Here is a 19,184-nt window from a genome sequence, read left to right as displayed (position 1 = left end):
TTTTATCATAAAAAAATAAATAGTGTAGTAGAATTTATAAATCTATAACGATTTCTTTTTCTTCCTCTTCTTCACCAAAATACTCTTTGTACTTCTTAGGGTTTACTTTTCTTAAACCTTCTTCCCATACAACATACTCACCTACTCCATAACGTCCTTGGTTATGCATCACAAAACTATCAACCGTAATTAATGCATCAGTTAAATGCGTCCATCCTTGATCTCCTTTAAAATTCCCAGACTTGGTTACCTCAAAAATTAAAATGAATGAAATATTAGGAAATTTCTTTATAAATCGATCTTCAAACTCATGAGGTTTCATTCCTGTTCTATGAATGTAGGTATTTATCATATCAATAAAAACAAAATCATAATCTCCACTAGCACATAATTTTTCAAGGTCTTTTATTTCTCTTGCTTCAGAAAGAAAAGCATTCTCTTTTTCATGTAATCCTGATAACTTCCATAAATCTTGCGTACTTTTATTTATTCCCTGGTCTGCAAAATTATAAAGTATACTTCCAAAATTAGTCAAGTAATTTGCCAGTTTTGTTGCTCCTGCTGTTTTACCATTTTTAGGTTTCCCCCAAATTGCTAATTTCATTGTTTTTGCAGGTTCTTGCATAAAATTAGCCCACTCCCCTGTAAAAGGCAACGTATCAAAAGTCATATTATTAATATCTGAAGTAGACAAAACATTTTTGTGTTGCTTTGTTGTTCCTCTTTTAGATTCATGCAACACTTGTTGCGGTTTTGTTGCAACGTTGTTGTTTTGTTGCAACAAAGGTGTTTTGTTTTCTGCAACAACTTCAGAAAGCACTGTATTTACAGGGGCTTGTACAGTTGCTTCTTTAAATTCTTCTTGTTGCAGTTTTGTTGCAATTTTGCTGCTACTTGTTGCAACAAGTAATTCTTGCTTTGGTGGTAACCTAAGAATCATTTCTTTAATTGGTGGTAAATCAAGAATTATTTCGGGTGCGTTCATTCCCACAACTTCTTTTTGTCTTGTAACTTTCTTTTTGACTGTTTTTAATAATCCATGTAAATACTTTGGAACGCCATTTTCATCGCGTTGCAAAATAAAGTCCGTTGCTTTTTGCGCTTGTGAACTTGCTCTAAAGAGTAATTTATTATCCTCTTTTAGGTGTTTTAAAGCACTTTTCCAATTCTTTATATATTCTGCATGATTAGAATTATTACGCCACATAATACCCGCTTCTGCACTTAAAAAAATAGCCCCAAATTCTGCCACTAATTCTTCTTTTGCATAAGCTGCATTTCCAAAACTTACACCAGGTACAAAACGATCTAATCTTTTTTTATGGCCTGTACTATGAATAAACTCATGAAACAACGTTCTATAGTAATCTTCCTTAGTATCAAAGTCATTCAGCTTAGGCATTTGCACAAAGTCATTCGTAGGGGTGTAATACGCATTATCTCCACCATGTCTTAACGGTGGATTTGGTTTTGGATACGCTTTTACAATTGCTTCAGCTGTTGTAATTTTCTCTTTAGCTGTTTTGGCAAATTCTTTTCGGTACTCATCTAATTTAAAATCTATTCCTTCAATATCTGACCCGTTAAACACACAGTAGTATCTTAATAAAGGAACTGTCGATTTATAAATAAAGGAATCTAAACTCCCTCCTTTTTGAAAGTGTTTAATTTTACTTTTATGTTTGTTGATGTACGAAACAAACCGCTTTACATCGTAAGTTCCTATTTTTAATTTAGGCGATTCTTGTTGAAATACAAACAGCTTTGTAAAATAAATTACTTCATGACCTTTTGATCCTTTCTTAATTTTTCCTTTAAGCTTTTCAATTTGTTTGAAGGTTAAAAAGTAAGGGTTCTCAAAACTTTGCATTCCAAAAATGGTTAAAAGCGCATGATTGATGCCTCTGTATGCTTTCTTAGATACAAAGTTTACCGGGTACATAAATTCGTTAATCGTTTCTTGCCATTTTTTTTGATAACCGTGTCCGGTTGCTTCTTCTATTAAAGCAATCATCTTATCTGTGATCATCTGATAAATGTCTACTGCATTAATTTTACCATTTAATCCCTGAGTAACATCTTTTACAGGTCGGTTGTACAGCGGAATTCCCATTCCTTGTAATTCCGCAACATCTATCGTTTTTATTTTTTTTGACAACTCAATAAAAAACGCATCGTCTGTAAATTCGTTTAAAATGCTTTGAATTTTACCGTGCATAAAACGAGCTTCTTTGGTTGTATTTTTTACAAGGGCTAATTGTTTTAAAAAAGTGGTTAAAAAAACTCTAGTTACTTCGGTATTATCTAATGCGTTGTATTGCTGAATAAGTGATTCTAACATAAATATTAAGCTATTAATTCAAATTGCTTTCCCAGTGATTCAAACTGCAATTTAATCAAGAGGTTTTCTTCTATATTTCCTTTGAACAATGCTAAGTTTGACAAGATATTTTTTACAGGCAAAGCTGTGGGTACTTCTTTAATTTCTAACGTCTGTTTTGCAGGTATTTGAATGTTTGAGAAGTTTACGTTTGCTGTACCTAAATAGGCATTGTTTGTTTTGTTATAAAACTTAATTTGCTTTAAACTTAAAAGTTTATAGGTGTTAATACCAATATGGGTATTGGTTGGGTTATGAATAACAAAAGATAAATTAAATCGAATTTGTGTGAAACTTGCTTTTAAATTACTTATCCCACTAATTTTTATAGACAATTCATTTAATGATTCCTTTACTTTTTGGTACTTTACAGCTGCGTAAATTCCTGCTCCTGCTATTAATCCTATGATTAGTTTTTTTTTCATTTTTTTAAAGTATTTAATTCTTTTTTCTCCAAAGCTTTATTAACAGCATTCCTAATAATGAGAAAAACAAAAATCCTACGTGATTTATAATAGGCTCATTATCTATTGTTATATGTGTCTATTAATAACGGCATCATTATTAATCGTCGATATTAAATAAGTACCTCTTACCTGTATTTTACCGTTTGTAAATCTATAACTCACCCCTTCTCTTACTGTTTGGTTCCTATCGTTTACACTATTATACCCCTGCAAAACCAGCTCATGACTGTTGCTTACTGTAAAGTTGTAAAACAAATCTTTTAAATCGGTATCTAACCCAGAAATATGCATATCAGAAAACACAGGTTGTTGTTTAGCTACATCTAACCACATGAAATAAGGCAAGCCTTTTATTATAAAATTACCTGATCGAGCTCCATTTCTTTGCGTATTAATATTTAAGATAGTTATTTCAAAATGCAGCACCTTACCTATCCTGTAATACATGCCATAAGCATCATAAGTAAATGTATCTGGAGTTTCATTAGCGACCGCTACTAAATTAACAAGGGACGGTTGAAAAGTACCTGTCTCTATAAAATCATTCGGCATTAACCCTGCGTAATCAACATTAGCTAAAGGGATTATTGCACTCTCTCCTGTACTAGAATTTACCAAACCATTTTCAGAAGCTTGAGTATACGCTAAATCAGTAGAGGAAGAAGCTCCTGATATCGTTAAATAAAAATTAAAATCGTAGGTCTCATTTAAAAGCAAATCGGTACCCAATACAAAATTTGAATAATCCAAGTTATAAACACGATACCTTGCTGTACTTAAATCTAATCTTAAATCGGTTAATGAGTTATCAATTGCATCAGCGTTTTCAGAATTTATAGAAAGCCTATTGGTTCCTTGCATTCTTTTGGCAAAATTATAGGCTCCCTTAGAGGTATCATGTACAAATAGTATACTTCCCTTTAATTCACATAGGTAAAAAATATTACTTGCTTTTGGATTGCCTAACGCTCTGTATATATCTGATATATCTGACATAGGAGGTACTGTTTTTATCGTACCAAATTTTAAAGAACTCCCTGATAAATCAATTGTTTTATCAATAGTTGATTCGCCGCCACTAAAAAAACCTCGTACAGCGAATTCCGTAATTAACGCTTCTGGTGTTTTTGCCCCGAAAGAATCTTCTAATTCATCTAAATCAATGTAAAAATTATTAAAGGCTGCTTCTTCTGGATCTGGTTGAATTTGCACACCGTTTAAATGTTTTGTTACATTTCGCCTGATCGATGAATAACTCGTTTGGGTGTTTCCTTTTTCGGTAATGCTTACCAGGGTACTATTATTTACTTTCTCTATTTTTATAACTCTACTCATTATGATGCATGTTTATTTTTACAGCTACAAGGTTTTTGGTGTGGGTCTGGTCTTGATACTTGCTGAAATGAAGTTGGTCTTTGCTCGTTTTCATTTCTCAATACTTCAGGCTGATATCCTCTTTTAAATGTAAATCCACAAAAAGAATAGGTAACTGCCATGATTGACGCATTTGGAGTTTTATTGCTTGTTGCGATTGCTTTTAATACTATTGGAATATGGGAGCTCGCTACTATTTTTTTATGCAATTCACAGCCTTGAACTTTCCAAATATGGTTATCCAAAAACAATTCAATGTTTTCTATTTTATAAGGAATATTAAGACAACTTAAGGGACTTATAAAACATGTAATCGCTTGTTGGTTATTTTGAACTAACACAATTCTAAATCGTACAGAATCAATGAATTTTACGAACTTATTATATTTTGTAACCCCGATAATTGCAATAATTACAGCGGTAACTAATCCTGTAGGAAAAGAGCTATCTTCTGCTGCTTTTTTGTTTGGTAGTTTTGTTGTTTCCATGATTTAATTTAATGGGATGCCTATTGAAATTTTATAAAAAGCGGTGTTGCTTAGTCCTGGTATATTTAAAAGTCCTGCGCCTGCGCCTATTCTAAATTTGTTTTTAATGGTGTAATCAATCGTTGCTTCAGCTCCTATAAGCGAACTATTAAAGCTCAATAATGGACTTACATTCAAAAACAAGGTGTTTTTTGTGTTTTCTGTAAATACTTCTCTTTCTGTAATTTTGGTGATTATGGAATCGTTTGTAATAACTTTTAAATCGTGTTTTAAAACTTTTCCTTCTGCAAAAATTGTCGAATACACCGTTGCATTTGATAGATTAAACGTGTCTTTACTTTTTACAACTTCTTTTAAAACTTCGTTTTTCTTACGTGGTTGCTTAACATATTCAACGATTGTTTTTCTGATAGTATCATAGACCACTAATTCTTTTATATTAAAAATAGTATCGTGTGAAATACTATCTTTTCGTTGTTTTACTTCCTTGGTAATCGTTGTTTTTTCTGTGGTTATTGATACTGGTTTGTAACATGTTTTCAAATTAAAAAGGAGTAGGAAAACAATCAGTATTAATAAAATATATTTTGTAAAATTTTTCATCGTTTTGTAGGTATCATGGTTTTAATAAATTCAACGTCTGAGCATATTTTTAAAAGTACCTGCACTAAATTCATGGAGGTTAATCCAATCAAAAAACCTACTCCATAAGATGAGTTTTCTGATAAATGAAAAGAATCCACCAACATTGGGGTTATGTAAGTCGTTGTCATTGCACCTCCAAAAGCACGAAAGAGATAATTAAAAAATCCTTTCTTATCTTCTGCTCTTGCGCCTATAATTCCTGAAATACCGCCTGTTATTAATAAACTTATTTTTATTCCTAAAAAATCAAACATTTCTTGCATTGTCTTGTTGTGTTATTTTATAAATTCCAAAGCCAATACCTACGAGAAGGAAAACGGTTAGCAGGTTGCCTTTTTTTTTACAAATACCTTTCTCCAACCCCCAGGAATATGTTTTAAAAGCTTCGTTTCAATTTCTTGAACAGTAATTTTATGATCTTTATTGATATCAAAAATTGGATTTGCTTTTGCTACTCTTTCAGCAGGTAAATGTCTTGTCTGAAGAACATAATTTGAAGGTTTTCCGATCGCAACTGGAAATAAAGTTGCCAAGTACAAATCAATGTAGTTCTTAATCTTTCTTTTGTAGGGTTTATAATACAAGTAAACATAGTCCAGTTGCTGTTCTGCTGTCATGTTTTCTAAATCCTCTACCGTTGTTCCAATTCTTTGAGCTGCTGATTTACCGAATTGAATTAAACCAACATACCCAAAAGGGTTTTTAATGGATGGGCTAAATGTTCCTGCACTTTCAAAATTGATAATAGCCATTAACCAATTAGGATTTACATTTAATTGATCCGCTACTAATTTTAACTTCGATATAAACGAAGCTGAAACTTTATCTTGGTAAATTAATTTCTCCATTATAAAACTACTTTTTTAACGTTCTTTTCTTTTTTTTCTTCATCATTCTTTGATAACAAACCAACCAGTAACAATGTCCCTGCGATACCTCCAAAAATCTTCCATCCGAGATAACTTTTGGGTGGTGGTACGTCTAAAACAACTTCGTCTAGCATATCAAAACTGGCATCCAGTTTTAATACTTCGGGTACTGCTGAAGCTGCAATTGTCTTAATTCCTTTACCTAAATGCGAAAAGTTTAGCGTTGCTTCACTTCCTACTAATAAAGAATAATTACCATCTATATCGGTCGTAGTTCCCGCTAAAGGATCTCCTTCAACGGATACATGAACACCAGGTATTCCCATACCTGTTTCATCTATTATTTTTCCTTGCTTTCTAAACATTTTTATTTTTTTTCGTTTGTAATTTGATGCTGTACAACGACACCAGTCCTATAAAATGGACGAGGCCAAAAATATCCATCAACGATGTAGTAATTTTCTTTGGTGTTGTAATTTTCTTTACTTTTATCTTTGTATGTGTATACTCCGTGCGCGATTATCTTTCCTACTTCCTCCCTAAACTTTAGTTTATCATAAAAAATACCTGTGCCTTTCCATTTTCCATTTTCTTTTGCGGCTTGGTTTACGGTAATACCGTTTTTGTCTGCGCAATAAAGTATGCTTCCTATGGGGTATAGTGTGGTGACATTTTCATTTTTTGAACTCGAACTAATAATACCCCAAAATCGTTTTAATTCTTCGGTGTCTAATCCTTTGCGGACATCTGTAAATAAATTACGATCAAACAGTATATAATAGGCGTGTGATACCGCTTTGATATTCGATACTTTGGTAGCAATATCATTTAACGCTGCTTCATCTGTTGAAATATTTATCGATGAAATCAGCATACTTAATAAGCTTGATGCTGGAAAACCAATTCTAGTAAATGATTCGTAAATAATAGCTGCTGCCGTTAAATTCGGATTCCCTGCATTATTTCTTGCAAAGTTGCTTGCTCGTAGCTTTTTATATTGGCTGTTTGCCAAGCGTAATCCCGCAATAACTCCTAAACCAAGTAAAATCACTTTAACCGCATTCACTCCTTGTCCAATTGCTTTTTGTCCTTCTTTTGAATTTACGACTGTAGTTGCTGCTGTGATCGCTAAAGGGTTTCCCATTCCTTGATTTTTCATTGCTTTTGGTTTAAATAAAGCTTTTTAACATGTTACCGTTTTTAACAAACTTGTTACTTGCGCCTGGCTTTTCTACCATTTCCGCTAAAAGAATCAATGCTTCTGTTGATCCATGCTTGTTTATTGTTGCTAAAGCGGATTGTCTATTCATTTTATCCACAATGTCTTTCCCTGATACTTCTACTTTAAAACTTCCCATTATTTTACCAATTCTTGTATGTTATGTTTTTTTATTAACGCTTCTAATTCAGTTTTAAAGGGTGCGACGCGCAGCATTGCTACCGTTAAAAAGGATAGTTGTTTTGCGAACGCATCATTTATATTGTTAGATTTTATTAAATGAACAAAGGCTTTTTTATCCTCTGATAATCCTTCAGTTAAATCTGGCGCCGCCATACCGACTGATGCTCCTTCTGGTCCTGGTAAAAAATTACCCGCCATTTCAAGGGCTTTATTAATTATAGCGGGATCAAGGAGTGGTTTTTTATTTAAGCGTTCTTCTTTTAACGCTAATTCCTTTACCTGATCTGCAATTTCTATCGCTGCCTTTAGTTTTCTGTTTTCAGAAGACAATTCATCAAACTTTAACTCTTGCCTATTGTGTTTTGCTTTTAAATCACTAAATCTTTCTTTTAATGTCTCGTGCGCTGCAGCAGTAGTATGTAATTGAATTACCTCTGGCATGGACATTCCCATTGCGGCATTCATACCTTGATTTTGTTGATAATAGGTTAAATTAGAAACAGGCGGTGCAATAGGTGGCTGATTTTCTATTGCACGCACTGTTTCATGAACCACCTTCTCTGGCATTTTGTTTTCTGTACTATTAATTCTTATACACAAATCAACTTTGCGTTTTGAACTTCCGTTAGGCTTAAATTTCTGTATCCCTAAAGCAGCAAGGTTGTGTGTGTAATGTAATTGAGAAAGTAAATCTTTTAGAGAACTCGCTTTTCCTGTTAAATCAGCATAGGAAAGTTTTTTATAGTATTTTTCATCTTGATTTTCGTAGTTGAAAATATCTATAGAATTGCGGGGGTCTGCTTTTAAAAAATCAACTATTTCTTCTAATGTGTTTTGCATCTTGATCGGTGGTCATTTAATTAGTCACATGTACATTCTGGTACTTTTATATAGCGTACATACAACTCTTGTTTTATTCCCATACCATCTGTAAAAACAATTTCTAAATTCTTAGATTCTAAGGTTATATTTCCTGTATGTATGTAAGTTTCTTGATCTGGCCTTAAAAGATATTGGCCTATCATTACGTTTTTTTCTCCAAAATTTTTGAAATAGATATTTTGTAGGTTTTCAAGTTGAAAATCTTTATCACTTGTAATTATATCTTCAATAAGCTTACCTTTTACCTCTTCCATTTAATTTATGCTTTATTATAATAAAATATCATTTGAAAGTTGAAATCGGCTGCTAAATCTCCCATTGCTTGCGTTGTGATTTTCACATCTCTATTTCCATCAAAATGCATATCTTTTCTACTGTCAAAATGGTTTCCATTGGTTGGTTGATATTCATGGTAGGTAATAAATGGGTGTAATTCATCGCCTGTACTTGCATCTTCAATTTTTACATTGACAATTTCACTTGGTAGAGAACCATTTACGAACAAAGCACATTTTAAAACAGTACCTTTTTCTATGTGTATTGTTTTAGAGTCTTTATTAGTACCTGAAACAATTTTAATGTTTGCTACTTTTGATTTGATTTTCATCTGAAAAATTTTAAAAAAAAGCTCTTACTTAAAAGCAAGAGCTTTTTTATTATTTGAATATTAATTAACGCTTAACGAGATAGTTTTATACCTCCAAAACCAAGCTCTAAATACTCAATTTCTGTTTTATGTGCCTCAGCTCCTTTTCCAAATTCTAATTCAAATTTGATTTCTAATCCACCAACTAATGTTACTGGATTTTTTAAGTGCACATAATCATCTTCTAAAGAAGTACCTGTATATCTGTTAAACACATCTGACAAACCAGTTTCATAAATAACATCGCCGTCTTGACGAATTCTGAATGTTGCATTTCTAAAAGCAACAGGCAATGCCTTTTTATAAGCTCCTAAAGCTTCTGCTTTAGAAGCTAAAGATGTACAATACCCTATTCTTAGTTTCTCAATAATTAAAACTTCCGTATTTGAAATTACTTTTTCAGAAAAATCGGATACGCCAACCACTTTTCGTGTGTCTTCATCAATTAAGTTTTGAATCCCCATTGAAGGCTTAATTTCCTTTCTTAAAATTGGAGTTCCATTTAAAATCTTGATTCTTTGATTCGAAAAATCACCTATAAATTGTGGGCTTAATTTCTTTTCATTTGCTACTAAAATTGCTTTTATTGCAGCTTTTTGAGCGTCTATGTTGTAAACTGTGCTATTCATTTTTTTATGCTTTAAAATCACTTGTTAATAATTTACTTTTGGCGGTATCTCCTACTTCATCAAGTACATCATTTAAATTCCAGTCATACGCTGAAAGACTTAATGTAGGTTGATACATATCTTCTTCTCCTCCATTCATTCCCGCAATGGCAGCAACAAATTTTTCTCCTTTGGTTGTTGGAGTATCCTTTACACTTGGAGAGACTAATTTTGAAACTGAGGTTAAGCCTTGCTCTACTGAAATACCCAACAAAGCGCCTTTTGAGGCTTTTGCTAAAGTGTCATTTCCTTGAATTCCACTTGCTATTGCAAGCGTTAATAATGAAATTCCTGCTCTTACAATTGGTTTTTTTGCCCCTTCTGGAACAATTCCCATGATTCCTTTTGAGGCAGTAGCTCCTGTAATGGCAGCAACTCCTGTAATGGTTGAATCAATGGCGTTTTTTTGATTAAATTTAAACTTCATTTTTCTTTTTATTTATTTGTGTTACTTTCTTTATTATTATTCATTAAAAGGAATCCTCCACCAAGTGCTAATGCTAAAACAGCAAGTGTTCCGCCTCCAATTCCTGCTTGATTTACATTCTTTTTTGGGGTTCCTGTTGTAGTATTTGAACCTGATTGCGTGTTATCTAGCGAAGTAGTTGTGGTCGTTGTTGTTGGAATGGTTGGCGTAGTATCGTTTACTGTATCCACAGTGTGTACATCTTTTGGGGTAAGGTCAATTGCCGTTGGAGATAAGTTTGTGGCTTTAAATTGTCGGTGTTCATAATTGCCTCGTCCAAACTTAGTAAGAGATGCTTTCCATAGCATCATTTCGTTTGTTGATGTTGTTTTTACAATAAAATTTACGCCTCTATTTTTAAATAAATTATATGTTTTATCAACGATCTCTCCTCGCATTTTACGAAGCGTAACAATTGCATTGTTCATGGCTAAACGTGATGAATATGCACGCCCAATATTATTCATCCAGTAATAATGCTGATAAATTAAAAAATTGAAATATTGATCTAATCGTGTTAATTTTTGCCCAATATTTGAAGCGCTAATACCTCCTTGTAATTTTTGAATTTCTGCTAAATAGGCTTTGAATCCATCTGAACCAGGATATGATGCTGGAGTTTGAGAAGCTCCCCAGGAGTTTAGTCCGTAGGTTAAAACATTACCAATTTCTTTTGTAAATTCAATATCTCCTACAATTGATTCAAATAAACCTCCTCCGATTGGTGAATTTAATCCTGATGATTCTAATTGAATTAACTCCCTATGAATAATCAACCCTTTTCTTGTTAATTTAAAATCAAAATCAAAGCTATTATTTACTGAATATGCTTGTTTTACTTTTTCATTTATAAGCGTTAAAGTGCTTTCCGAGATTCCTTTTTTCTTAAAAAGCTGCAAAACTTTTGAAAACCCACCTAAACGATCTTTATCATTTATAAATTCTTCGGATTTTTCGGTTCCTTCTGCTCCATGCAAACCGTAATAATCTAATTTAACTTCCATATCTTCTTTTTGTATGTATTTTACTTCTGTATTTACCCGTAGTGTTGGGTCAATAATTAATGTTTCATTCCCTGAAGGAATTTGCACGTACACGTGTGACCATCTTGAAGGTGAAGAAGGTTGTTTTACTTTTCTAAATGAGTGTGGTATATTTAAATTCGTAAGTATGGTACTTACAAAAAGACTGTAACTTTTACAGTCAACGCCTTCTAAACGTACATTCCATGTACAGGAAGGACTTCTTAGTTGTTGATCGTACCCATCAGCTTGGTACTGTATATGATCGTAGGTAAATTGATATATGTTTGCAACCGTTTCTTTTAAATTCCGCCCTTTTAATTTTTTAGAAATTTCTTTGGTGAAATTTTTATACTTAAAAGCCCATTCTACCATTTGTTGCATTCCACCTGTTGTTGTATAGCTACCTAAGAAAGTAGCTTTACAAGGTGTTTTAGTGAAATAACGGTCATACTTTGTATGTGTTTTCACGTTACGATACAATGCTGAATTTAATGTTGCTATACTCATATATTGCTATTAATACGGACTCTAAAATCAATATCAATGCAAATATGTGTGCTTATAAAATGTGGGTGTTAGGATTCGTTAGCTTTCGTTAGGATTTGTTAGCTTTTGCAACGATTCGTTAGGATTCGTTAGGATACTTTTGCTAAATTCCATCAATTTCTGCTACAAACAATTTAAATTCTCTTGGTGTTATTGTTTTTAATCGTTTCGCTTCTCCTAATGGTATATTCCTAGATTCTGAAATTATTCTATTAATAGTATTACGGAAAAATCGACTAGAAAGTTTCCAATAATGATTTGCTAATTCCTTTTTTGTCCCCATTAATTTTGGGTAGTTTATTTGAGACTCCATTGTTTAATTATTTGTTGCAGTTAGTTGATTTGCTGTTGCTCTTTTGTTGTAACCTTGTTGCTGTTTTGTTGATTTACTTATTTTTAACTCACTAAAACCTTTATTAATACTACGTTTATCTGTTACCTAAAGCATTTACGTACTGTTGCAACAAAAGTTAATTTTGTTGCAACAGTATTACCTTTTTTTATTGCTTAGGTCTGCATTAATCTTTATATTTGATGCTGTCGGAGTCTCATTTCGACATTTCTTTTTCATAGCAATTTTCCCACCTCTCAATGAAGTGGGTTTTTTATTTTATGACTTTTCAAAGGTTAAATAATGCAATACTTCTATATAAGCTAACATTTGATCTATTACTCCTACCGATGGATCATAAATTTTATCAGCACTCTTCAATACAAAGTGTCTTGTTTCATTAGGATAACTTAAAAGTACAATGCTGTTATTAGGGATCGCTTTTAATTTCATGCCACTAGCACGAATTAACGTGGTTTTATAACCTTCTTTATTTAGTAAGGTTTGTAAATCTGATTCAATACAAGTTGACCATTTTTTCCCTAAAATTGTGCAAACTTCATCTATAGATTTTCCTGTTACCATGGAAAGACAAGCCTGTCCGCATTTTTTAGAATGATACGGTTGTTCTATAAATTTAATTTTATTCATTTTGCTTATTTAATTACAATTTATTTATCCTTACTTTTTGATTTTTAATCGATACTTCAATGCTATTTATCTAACATTTAAAACTCACACCTCTTCTTAAATTATATTTACAGTATAGTTTTTTATATAGATAATTAAATATATAGAATTTGTAAATGAAACATAAAGTAAATCTCACCCCATAGAAAAGAGGTCACTAAAAAGAAACATTTATACATTTCTTAATAATATATTTAATTTACCAGTACTAGATTTTTATACCCTAGTACTGGTTTTTTTTATCATATTTATTAATGATTCTACATTCATAATTCCTACACTATTTATGTTAATTTTAGTTAAGTAAGGTTTTACCTTACTTTTTTTACGGTTTTTTTATACTAATCTTAATTTTTACTTTTTAATTTTGAGAAATTAAAAACTCAAATTATGCTAAAGAACATTTCAAACTTAGGTTCAGTATTGAACAAATCAGAGCAAAAATCTATTAATGGAGGTCTTCAATACTCTTGTGACCCTTCTAGACCAACACCATGTGCTTCACCTATTCATCTTTCTGTTGAATGCATTGGTAATAGATGTGTTTATTCTGACATCACACCTTTTTAATAATCTCTCATTATATTAGAGCCCTTTTTTGATAAATTAGGGCTCTTTTCATTTTTACTACTGTTTGATTAATATTTATTTTACGCTTTTACCTTACTTATTTTACGGTTTTTAATCTATAACTTTATCTTTAATAATTTAATTTTGAAAAAACCAAAATGTATATAGCTTTCTTATGGGGATAAAAAGCTTTATTAATCAAGAGTTCAGAAATGAACTCTTTTTTATTGATTTAATCTTTTCACTTTAATTACACTATTTATGTTATTTGTTAATTTTAGTTAAGTAGGGTTTTACCTTACTTTTATTACGGTTTTTTATTGTCTATTATATTTTTATCTATTTATATTTGAGAAACTTAAAACATTTTATTATGTTAAAAAACATCTCAAACTTGGGTACTACCCTAAACAAAACTGAACAAAAATCTATTAATGGTGGTAATTGGTCACAATGTGGTAATTCAACTTGTTGTAGAACATTACCAAATGGATATGTATTAAGAGAGCCTTGTCAATGTGGTTGGTATGGTTGTATTTTATTATAATTATTTAACGAACAAATTTATAAAGCGAGCTTCGGTTCGCTTTTTTTATACTCCTTATTCTACAGATTAAATGCTTTCCAGAATGCAAAAATTGCAAACACTAGTAAAGCTGTTAATATTATATAGTCCTTTGTTTTGAAACCTAATTTTTTCATAATCTCTACAGTTTTTTTTTATATCTAAATAAATTTTACTTATCAATTCAATTTAAAAAATTAAAAAACCTTATATATATTTGATCTATTAAATTAAGTCGGGGAGATTTAAAGATTGATTAATTGAAAGGAGCTGTAATGGCTCCTTTCTCTTGTTTTAAAATCTACTGTTGATTTTGTAATTGTTTGTTCTGTTTTTTCCATTGTATTCTTTTTATTACTGTTTTATTAATTTTTTTTATGGTTTTTAACTTACTTATTTTATGGTTTTTCACCTATACCTTAATCTTTAAGTTATTTGTTAATTTTTAGTTAAGTGAGGTTTAGCCTTACTTATTTTACGTTTTTTTCTTACTAACTTTATTTTTAACCTTTTAAATTTGTAAAACTTAAAACTTATATTATGTTAAAAAACATTTCAAACTTAGGATTAGAATTAACTAAATCTGATCAAAAACAAATTAAAGGAAGCGGAAGGTTTAATGAAGGATTTGGTGAATCTTGTAATACTAGTACTGATTGTAAACAAACTAATACGATTCCTTCTATTTGTTGTTCTGGTATTTGCATTTACGCATCTAATATCCATGCTTTTTGTTAAAAATTGAATTTGCGATCTTCGGATCGCTTTTTTCACCTATTTATCTTTCATTATTTTTACACTTTTTTTTGATTCCCAGTAACTTTTTTGTTCCGTTACTAGGCTCCGATTATCTACAGATTAAATGTTAATTGATTTTCGTTTTCTAATTCATTCAAGAGCCACCGAAACTGTTTTTCACTTGAATACTGATTATCAAAATTTTCTTTCAATTTGTTCCGGAGCCAATTTTTTGCACTCTCTTTTATTTCGGAAATAGTTTCACCATTTTTAAACTGATTTACAAAACCTGACCAATGACCACAAATTGAAAAACTTTTTCTTTGTTCCGGTGCGTAATCTGTAATTATAAAATTGCACCGGTTACTTTCCCAAATTTAAAAACTTCATTTGCCATTATATCTACTCTTATTTTAGTATTGCTAATTCTTTACACCAGCTTTTCCCTTTTAAAAACATTGTTAAGTTTATAAATAAGTTTTTCCCTTTATCAAAAATGATTTCCGTACCATCTTTACTCACTTTTACTATATATGCTTTTGCAGGATGATTAACTAAACCAGCACCAGTAATTATTATAGTATCATCTTTTTTGATCTGGTCAATTTTTGTTACTTTTTCTAAATTCATTTTATCTACACTATTTATATTATTTGTTAATTTTAGTTAAGTAAGGTTCAGCCTTACTTTTTTTACGGTTTTTTCTGACTAACCTTTTTTTTTTATTTTTATTTTTGAGAAATTTAAAACTACAATTATGTTAAAGAATATTTCAAACTTAGGTTCTGTCCTAAACAAACAACAACAACAATCTATTAATGGTGGAGACGCATGTACCGAGTCGACTATTACTGCTGACGGATGTACTACTACCTACATTAAATGTGATAACGGTGGAACAATGGATATTACTGCTTGTGATTAATGTATTACCTAGCGATCTTCGGATCGCTTTTTTCTTCCTTTTACTTCCCACAATTTCTACTGTTTTTCGCTTTTAAGCGATAGTTTAACGCCATTTATCTAATATTAAACGATTTAACTTCCTTCTTAAACTATCTTTACTGTATAGTTTAAATTTGAGTTAATTATATCGAAAAGAAGTTATACGGGGGGACTGCTTCTTTTCTCTTTTACTACAGTATTTTTAATATGTATTTTATGGTTTTACCGTACTTTTTCTACGGTTTATTATTCACTATTCTGTTTAATTCGATTTAATTTAGCAGCTCTTAAGAGACGTCTTAAGTTCTTTTTCATAGCAATTTCCCACCTCTCAAAAAAGTGAGTTTTTTTGTTATAATTTCTACATATTTAGTGTGTTTACTATTTCATTTAAAGGCATTTCTTCAGTTATTCTAAAATGAAAACCTTGTCTTCCTGCCTTGATTATTTTACCAAGTTCAAATACATAATATTTTACATCTTTGTTAGCTCCCCAATTTTCTATGCCAGTTCTTTTTTTTAAGCTCTTTAACTCAATTACAAATTGTGAGCGAGTCTTTGAGTAACCATTTGAGAAAGTAATAGTGTCAACAATTGGGTAAAATGTTTCTCCTTTAATTTCCTGAGGGAATAAATGCCAAAAACGTTTATCCCAAAATGGTTTAATGTCTCGATACTCTTCGGTTTTAATTCCCTTCAATATCATATCAAACCATTTTCGTTTTAAATTCAGATGTAATGTGTTATCCGTCATACTACACTTATTTTAATTCCCTTGTGACTTTTATTCTTTTCTTGTTTCTAATTAGTTAATAGAAACTATAGAATTCGGGGGGATCTATAGCTTTATATTAAATGGAAGGAACTATAATGGTTCCTTCTTTTTATTAAAAACACTACAGTTTTATTTATTCTATTTGTTTTACTATCTAAATAATTTAACTTAATTTTGAAACTTCTTAAGAGACGTCTTAAGTTTTCTTTTTCATAGCAATTTTCCCACTTCTCAAAGAAGTGGGTTTTTTATTTCCCCTTCTTAACTACAGTTTGTTTATCTATACTATTTTTCTTTTCATCGATACTTAAATGCCATTAATCTAACTTTTAAAAATTCAACGATCTTCTTAAATTATCTTTACAGTATAGTTTAGAGTTTGATTTTCGTTTTATAGTTAAATTTTCTTTTGAAGGGTTATTTGACAATTAAAATTTATTTCCCCTTTTTGTTTTTATGGCTTCTCCCCAGGAGCCATTTTTTTGTTTTAAAACCTACAGATTGTCTAAGTCTATTAATTCTTTTATTCTTATCTCTTCAGTCAAGGATTCAGGTTTTATTAAAATCCATCCACTTTCTTTTAAAGCTCCTAAAAGATCATCTTCAGAATAATCAGTAACACAAGTTGGTTTCATTTTATCTTCTTTAATCATATCTAAATGATACTCTGCATACTCTTCGATATCACTTGAATGAATATTTTCTAATAAAAATTCATCAAAATCTCCTTCGTAAGGAATTCTTTCATAAACTACTCCTTCTACTTTTACAGATTCTATCATAATTTCTACTGTTTTTCGCTTTTAAGCGATAGTTTAAGGCCATTTATCTAATATTAAACGATTTAACTTTCTTCTTAAACGATCTTTACTGTATAGTTTAAATTTGAGTTAATTATATCGAAAAGAAGTTATCCGGGGGGACTGCTTCTTTTCTTTTTTACTACACTATTTATGTTAATTTTAGTTAAGTAAGGTTTTACCTTACTTTTTTTACGGTTTTTTATCATCAATTTTATTTTATACTATTTAGATTTGAGAAACTTTAAAACTCAAATTATGTTAAAGAACATTTCAAACTTAGGTTCAGTATTAAATAAAACTGAACAACAATCTATTAATGGAGGGAAATTTACTCGCTCAGCTTGTTATAATATGGCATGTCCACCTCCTTCTCCTGGTTGTCGATGTCTTATTACATCGAATACCATTTGTGAACAAGAATGTTTCTAGTCTTTTAGTTTACTTTCCTAAAGGTGTCGAATTCGACACCTTTTACTACAGATTTAATGCTATTATTATTAGTATGATGCTCAACCACATCATGGCTCCAATTACTCTTATCACTTTGTCATTTGTTCTAAACAATAAACATTCATTTAATATATCTTTTATCATGCTGCTACTTTTTTGTTTTTAGGGTTCTCTTTACATCTACCAACATGAGCGTTTAAAGCATTTTTACTGGAGTACTCTTTTTCGCAAAATCCGCAAGTAGTTTGTTTTACTTCCCTTAACTCTCGCTTTAATTCGTTAAGCTCTTGTAATGATTCGCTACACTCAATATTAATTTCGCTTATTGCTTGCTGCTTTTCGCTAATTGTTTGCTTGTATTTAGTTACAAAAACTGAAATTAATTGATACCCTATAAAAGCCATGAAAAAGCTAATAAAACTTGAAGTAAGAGTTTCATTAATTGATTTTGAATTAAGAATATTAAACACAAGTAATAACATTACTGCATCCATTAGTGCAATTACATAAGGAGTGTATTTATTTTTATCGTTAACCGATACTATTAATAAGCCAGTTGATAAAGCTACTCCTGTAAACCCTGCTGCTATAAACTTTACAATTATATTTGGTATTATTGGGTTTAAAACTTCGACAAGTAGTACAGAAATTTTTAAAGCATAGCCAAAAATGTAAAGTAAAACAGCAATAGAAACTGCTCGTAAACTTGTCATTTTATCTTCTAATTTATAACTCATTTTAACCCTATTTTGTTTTTTAGTTTTTGAATATTGTTTTCTGAAATATGTTTCAAATTAGCATCCATCACGATCTAGTTTATTTATTACATTTTGAATACCTAGTTTTTCAAAATCAGTATCTCCAATACCGTATAATTCAATACATAATTTTTTTAATGCCCATGCTTCGTAAAAATCTAAAGTAAATTTGATTGATTTTTTTGCTTCGAATAAATCTAGTTTCTTTTGAATGGTTTTATATTTTTTATCAAACTTGTCAGCCAATATCAAACCTATTGAAACTGCTATTTTTTCTTCTTTCTCAAGCAATGAGAAGTTTAAATCATAAAGCTTGTTTGTGATTTTGTGAAGAGAGATTAATTCGTTTATTTTTAAATTCAATTTCTTTTTCATAATTAAACTTTTATACTTGTTACTAAATCACCAGTTATGTTGCTGTAAAAATTTACTTTATTCGTAGCATTTGCATATTTAGATTGCTCAAATCTTCGAAACATAGCGTTTACCAACAGGTTTGCTTTTTTTCTGTTTTTACTTAAATGATTATACCAAACTGGGTTAAATTTTCTGCCACCATTTCCCGCAATTTTTAAATCATTATTTCCATGTTTTAAAAGAATCACCATTTTTAATTCGCTACAATTCGGACAAGTAATTTTATTATTTGCACCACAAGTACATTTCTTCAATTCGTTTTCTTGGCTCATGCTATTTGGTTT

Annotated in this window: 29 protein-coding genes; 5 read left to right on the top strand and 24 right to left on the bottom strand. The window is 30.7% G+C overall.

Features of this window, described 5'->3' with window-relative positions; all coding sequences use genetic code 11:
- Positions 1–34: 34 nt before the first annotated feature.
- The 18 genes from CXF68_RS12390 to CXF68_RS12305 form a co-directional block, all read right to left on the bottom strand.
- The gene (locus CXF68_RS12390; RefSeq protein WP_101045137.1) at positions 35–2,341 is read right to left on the bottom strand and encodes an ArdC family protein; all 2,307 of its coding nucleotides are present in this window, start codon (positions 2,339–2,341) and stop codon (positions 35–37) included.
- A gap of 5 nt (positions 2,342–2,346) precedes the next feature.
- Positions 2,347–2,805, bottom strand: a complete 459-nt coding sequence (locus tag CXF68_RS12385) for a hypothetical protein (protein ID WP_101045135.1) — start codon at positions 2,803–2,805, stop codon at positions 2,347–2,349.
- A gap of 108 nt (positions 2,806–2,913) precedes the next feature.
- Positions 2,914–4,182 carry a hypothetical protein gene (locus tag CXF68_RS12380; RefSeq protein WP_101045134.1) on the bottom strand — a complete coding sequence of 423 codons (1,269 nt, stop codon included), beginning with the start codon at positions 4,180–4,182 and terminating at the stop codon, positions 2,914–2,916.
- Entirely contained in the window at positions 4,182–4,709 is a 528-nt protein-coding gene (locus CXF68_RS12375; protein ID WP_101045132.1) for a hypothetical protein, read from the bottom strand. Before CXF68_RS12375 ends, CXF68_RS12380 begins: the two co-directional genes overlap by 1 nt.
- 3 nt (positions 4,710–4,712) lie before the next feature.
- Positions 4,713–5,312, bottom strand: coding sequence for a hypothetical protein (locus CXF68_RS12370; RefSeq protein WP_101045127.1), 600 nt, complete (start codon positions 5,310–5,312; stop codon positions 4,713–4,715).
- Positions 5,309–5,617, bottom strand: a complete 309-nt coding sequence (locus CXF68_RS12365) for a hypothetical protein (protein WP_101045126.1) — start codon at positions 5,615–5,617, stop codon at positions 5,309–5,311. The genes CXF68_RS12370 and CXF68_RS12365 overlap by 4 nt, the downstream gene beginning before the upstream one ends.
- 57 nt (positions 5,618–5,674) lie before the next feature.
- Positions 5,675–6,202 carry a transglycosylase SLT domain-containing protein gene (locus CXF68_RS12360; RefSeq protein WP_101045125.1) on the bottom strand — a complete coding sequence of 176 codons (528 nt, stop codon included), beginning with the start codon at positions 6,200–6,202 and terminating at the stop codon, positions 5,675–5,677.
- Positions 6,202–6,588 carry a carboxypeptidase-like regulatory domain-containing protein gene (locus tag CXF68_RS12355; protein WP_101045124.1) on the bottom strand — a complete coding sequence of 129 codons (387 nt, stop codon included), beginning with the start codon at positions 6,586–6,588 and terminating at the stop codon, positions 6,202–6,204. The genes CXF68_RS12360 and CXF68_RS12355 overlap by 1 nt, the downstream gene beginning before the upstream one ends.
- 2 nt (positions 6,589–6,590) lie before the next feature.
- Positions 6,591–7,382, bottom strand: a complete 792-nt coding sequence (locus CXF68_RS12350; protein ID WP_101045123.1) for a hypothetical protein — start codon at positions 7,380–7,382, stop codon at positions 6,591–6,593.
- Between the two features lie 10 nt (positions 7,383–7,392).
- Positions 7,393–7,581, bottom strand: coding sequence for a hypothetical protein (locus CXF68_RS12345; protein WP_101045121.1), 189 nt, complete (start codon positions 7,579–7,581; stop codon positions 7,393–7,395).
- Positions 7,581–8,465: a hypothetical protein gene (locus tag CXF68_RS12340; RefSeq protein ID WP_101045119.1), complete on the bottom strand. Its 885-nt coding sequence runs from the start codon at positions 8,463–8,465 to the stop codon at positions 7,581–7,583. Before CXF68_RS12340 ends, CXF68_RS12345 begins: the two co-directional genes overlap by 1 nt.
- 20 nt (positions 8,466–8,485) lie before the next feature.
- Positions 8,486–8,761: a hypothetical protein gene (locus tag CXF68_RS12335; protein WP_101045117.1), complete on the bottom strand. Its 276-nt coding sequence runs from the start codon at positions 8,759–8,761 to the stop codon at positions 8,486–8,488.
- Positions 8,762–8,766: 5 nt separating this feature from the next.
- Positions 8,767–9,114: a hypothetical protein gene (locus tag CXF68_RS12330; RefSeq protein ID WP_028889386.1), complete on the bottom strand. Its 348-nt coding sequence runs from the start codon at positions 9,112–9,114 to the stop codon at positions 8,767–8,769.
- A 71-nt stretch (positions 9,115–9,185) separates the two neighbouring features.
- Positions 9,186–9,782: a hypothetical protein gene (locus CXF68_RS12325; protein ID WP_157821924.1), complete on the bottom strand. Its 597-nt coding sequence runs from the start codon at positions 9,780–9,782 to the stop codon at positions 9,186–9,188.
- 4 nt (positions 9,783–9,786) lie between these two features.
- Positions 9,787–10,248, bottom strand: coding sequence for a hypothetical protein (locus tag CXF68_RS12320; RefSeq protein WP_101045113.1), 462 nt, complete (start codon positions 10,246–10,248; stop codon positions 9,787–9,789).
- Between the two features lie 8 nt (positions 10,249–10,256).
- Entirely contained in the window at positions 10,257–11,819 is a 1,563-nt protein-coding gene (locus tag CXF68_RS12315; RefSeq protein ID WP_101045112.1) for a transglutaminase-like domain-containing protein, read from the bottom strand.
- A 142-nt stretch (positions 11,820–11,961) separates the two neighbouring features.
- A complete protein-coding gene (locus tag CXF68_RS12310) occupies positions 11,962–12,171 on the bottom strand; it encodes a hypothetical protein (RefSeq protein ID WP_101045110.1) in 210 nt (69 codons plus the stop codon).
- Between the two features lie 297 nt (positions 12,172–12,468).
- On the bottom strand, positions 12,469–12,840 hold the full coding sequence (locus CXF68_RS12305; protein WP_101045108.1) for a hypothetical protein: 372 nt from the start codon (positions 12,838–12,840) through the stop codon (positions 12,469–12,471).
- Positions 12,841–13,269: 429 nt separating this feature from the next.
- On the opposite strand from CXF68_RS12305, the gene CXF68_RS20620 reads away from it, so the two are divergent.
- The 3 genes from CXF68_RS20620 (at position 13,270) to CXF68_RS12300 (ending at position 14,752) form a co-directional block, all read left to right on the top strand.
- Complete coding sequence (locus CXF68_RS20620; protein ID WP_157821923.1) at positions 13,270–13,449, top strand: hypothetical protein; 180 nt, start codon at positions 13,270–13,272, stop codon at positions 13,447–13,449.
- A 373-nt stretch (positions 13,450–13,822) separates the two neighbouring features.
- The gene (locus tag CXF68_RS20850) at positions 13,823–13,996 is read left to right on the top strand and encodes a hypothetical protein (protein ID WP_198553812.1); all 174 of its coding nucleotides are present in this window, start codon (positions 13,823–13,825) and stop codon (positions 13,994–13,996) included.
- Between the two features lie 558 nt (positions 13,997–14,554).
- Complete coding sequence (locus tag CXF68_RS12300) at positions 14,555–14,752, top strand: hypothetical protein (RefSeq protein WP_101045105.1); 198 nt, start codon at positions 14,555–14,557, stop codon at positions 14,750–14,752.
- A 408-nt stretch (positions 14,753–15,160) separates the two neighbouring features.
- Here CXF68_RS12300 and CXF68_RS12295 read toward each other — a convergent pair whose 3' ends face one another.
- Positions 15,161–15,382 (bottom strand): hypothetical protein, encoded by a 222-nt coding sequence (locus CXF68_RS12295; RefSeq protein ID WP_101045104.1) that lies wholly within the window; start codon positions 15,380–15,382, stop codon positions 15,161–15,163.
- A gap of 127 nt (positions 15,383–15,509) precedes the next feature.
- Between CXF68_RS12295 and CXF68_RS20615 the strand changes: the two genes are divergently transcribed.
- The gene (locus CXF68_RS20615; RefSeq protein ID WP_157821922.1) at positions 15,510–15,677 is read left to right on the top strand and encodes a hypothetical protein; all 168 of its coding nucleotides are present in this window, start codon (positions 15,510–15,512) and stop codon (positions 15,675–15,677) included.
- A gap of 381 nt (positions 15,678–16,058) precedes the next feature.
- Here CXF68_RS20615 and CXF68_RS12290 read toward each other — a convergent pair whose 3' ends face one another.
- Both CXF68_RS12290 and CXF68_RS12285 read right to left on the bottom strand, forming a co-directional pair.
- Positions 16,059–16,451 carry a hypothetical protein gene (locus tag CXF68_RS12290; protein WP_198553811.1) on the bottom strand — a complete coding sequence of 131 codons (393 nt, stop codon included), beginning with the start codon at positions 16,449–16,451 and terminating at the stop codon, positions 16,059–16,061.
- A 515-nt stretch (positions 16,452–16,966) separates the two neighbouring features.
- Positions 16,967–17,254 (bottom strand): hypothetical protein, encoded by a 288-nt coding sequence (locus CXF68_RS12285; protein WP_101045103.1) that lies wholly within the window; start codon positions 17,252–17,254, stop codon positions 16,967–16,969.
- 276 nt (positions 17,255–17,530) lie between these two features.
- Between CXF68_RS12285 and CXF68_RS20610 the strand changes: the two genes are divergently transcribed.
- Complete coding sequence (locus CXF68_RS20610) at positions 17,531–17,704, top strand: hypothetical protein (protein WP_157821921.1); 174 nt, start codon at positions 17,531–17,533, stop codon at positions 17,702–17,704.
- A gap of 161 nt (positions 17,705–17,865) precedes the next feature.
- Here CXF68_RS20610 and CXF68_RS12280 read toward each other — a convergent pair whose 3' ends face one another.
- From CXF68_RS12280 to CXF68_RS12270, 3 genes are read right to left on the bottom strand one after another with little or no spacing between them, the layout of a single operon-like run.
- Complete coding sequence (locus CXF68_RS12280) at positions 17,866–18,462, bottom strand: hypothetical protein (RefSeq protein ID WP_101045102.1); 597 nt, start codon at positions 18,460–18,462, stop codon at positions 17,866–17,868.
- Between the two features lie 57 nt (positions 18,463–18,519).
- The gene (locus CXF68_RS12275) at positions 18,520–18,858 is read right to left on the bottom strand and encodes a hypothetical protein (RefSeq protein WP_101045101.1); all 339 of its coding nucleotides are present in this window, start codon (positions 18,856–18,858) and stop codon (positions 18,520–18,522) included.
- A 2-nt stretch (positions 18,859–18,860) separates the two neighbouring features.
- Positions 18,861–19,172 carry a hypothetical protein gene (locus CXF68_RS12270; RefSeq protein ID WP_101045099.1) on the bottom strand — a complete coding sequence of 104 codons (312 nt, stop codon included), beginning with the start codon at positions 19,170–19,172 and terminating at the stop codon, positions 18,861–18,863.
- Positions 19,173–19,184 lie beyond the last annotated feature (12 nt).

It is taken from the genome of Tenacibaculum sp. Bg11-29, from assembly GCF_002836595.1.
Classification (GTDB): Bacteria; Bacteroidota; Bacteroidia; order Flavobacteriales; family Flavobacteriaceae; genus Polaribacter.
This window is presented reverse-complemented; position numbering and strand designations above follow the sequence as displayed.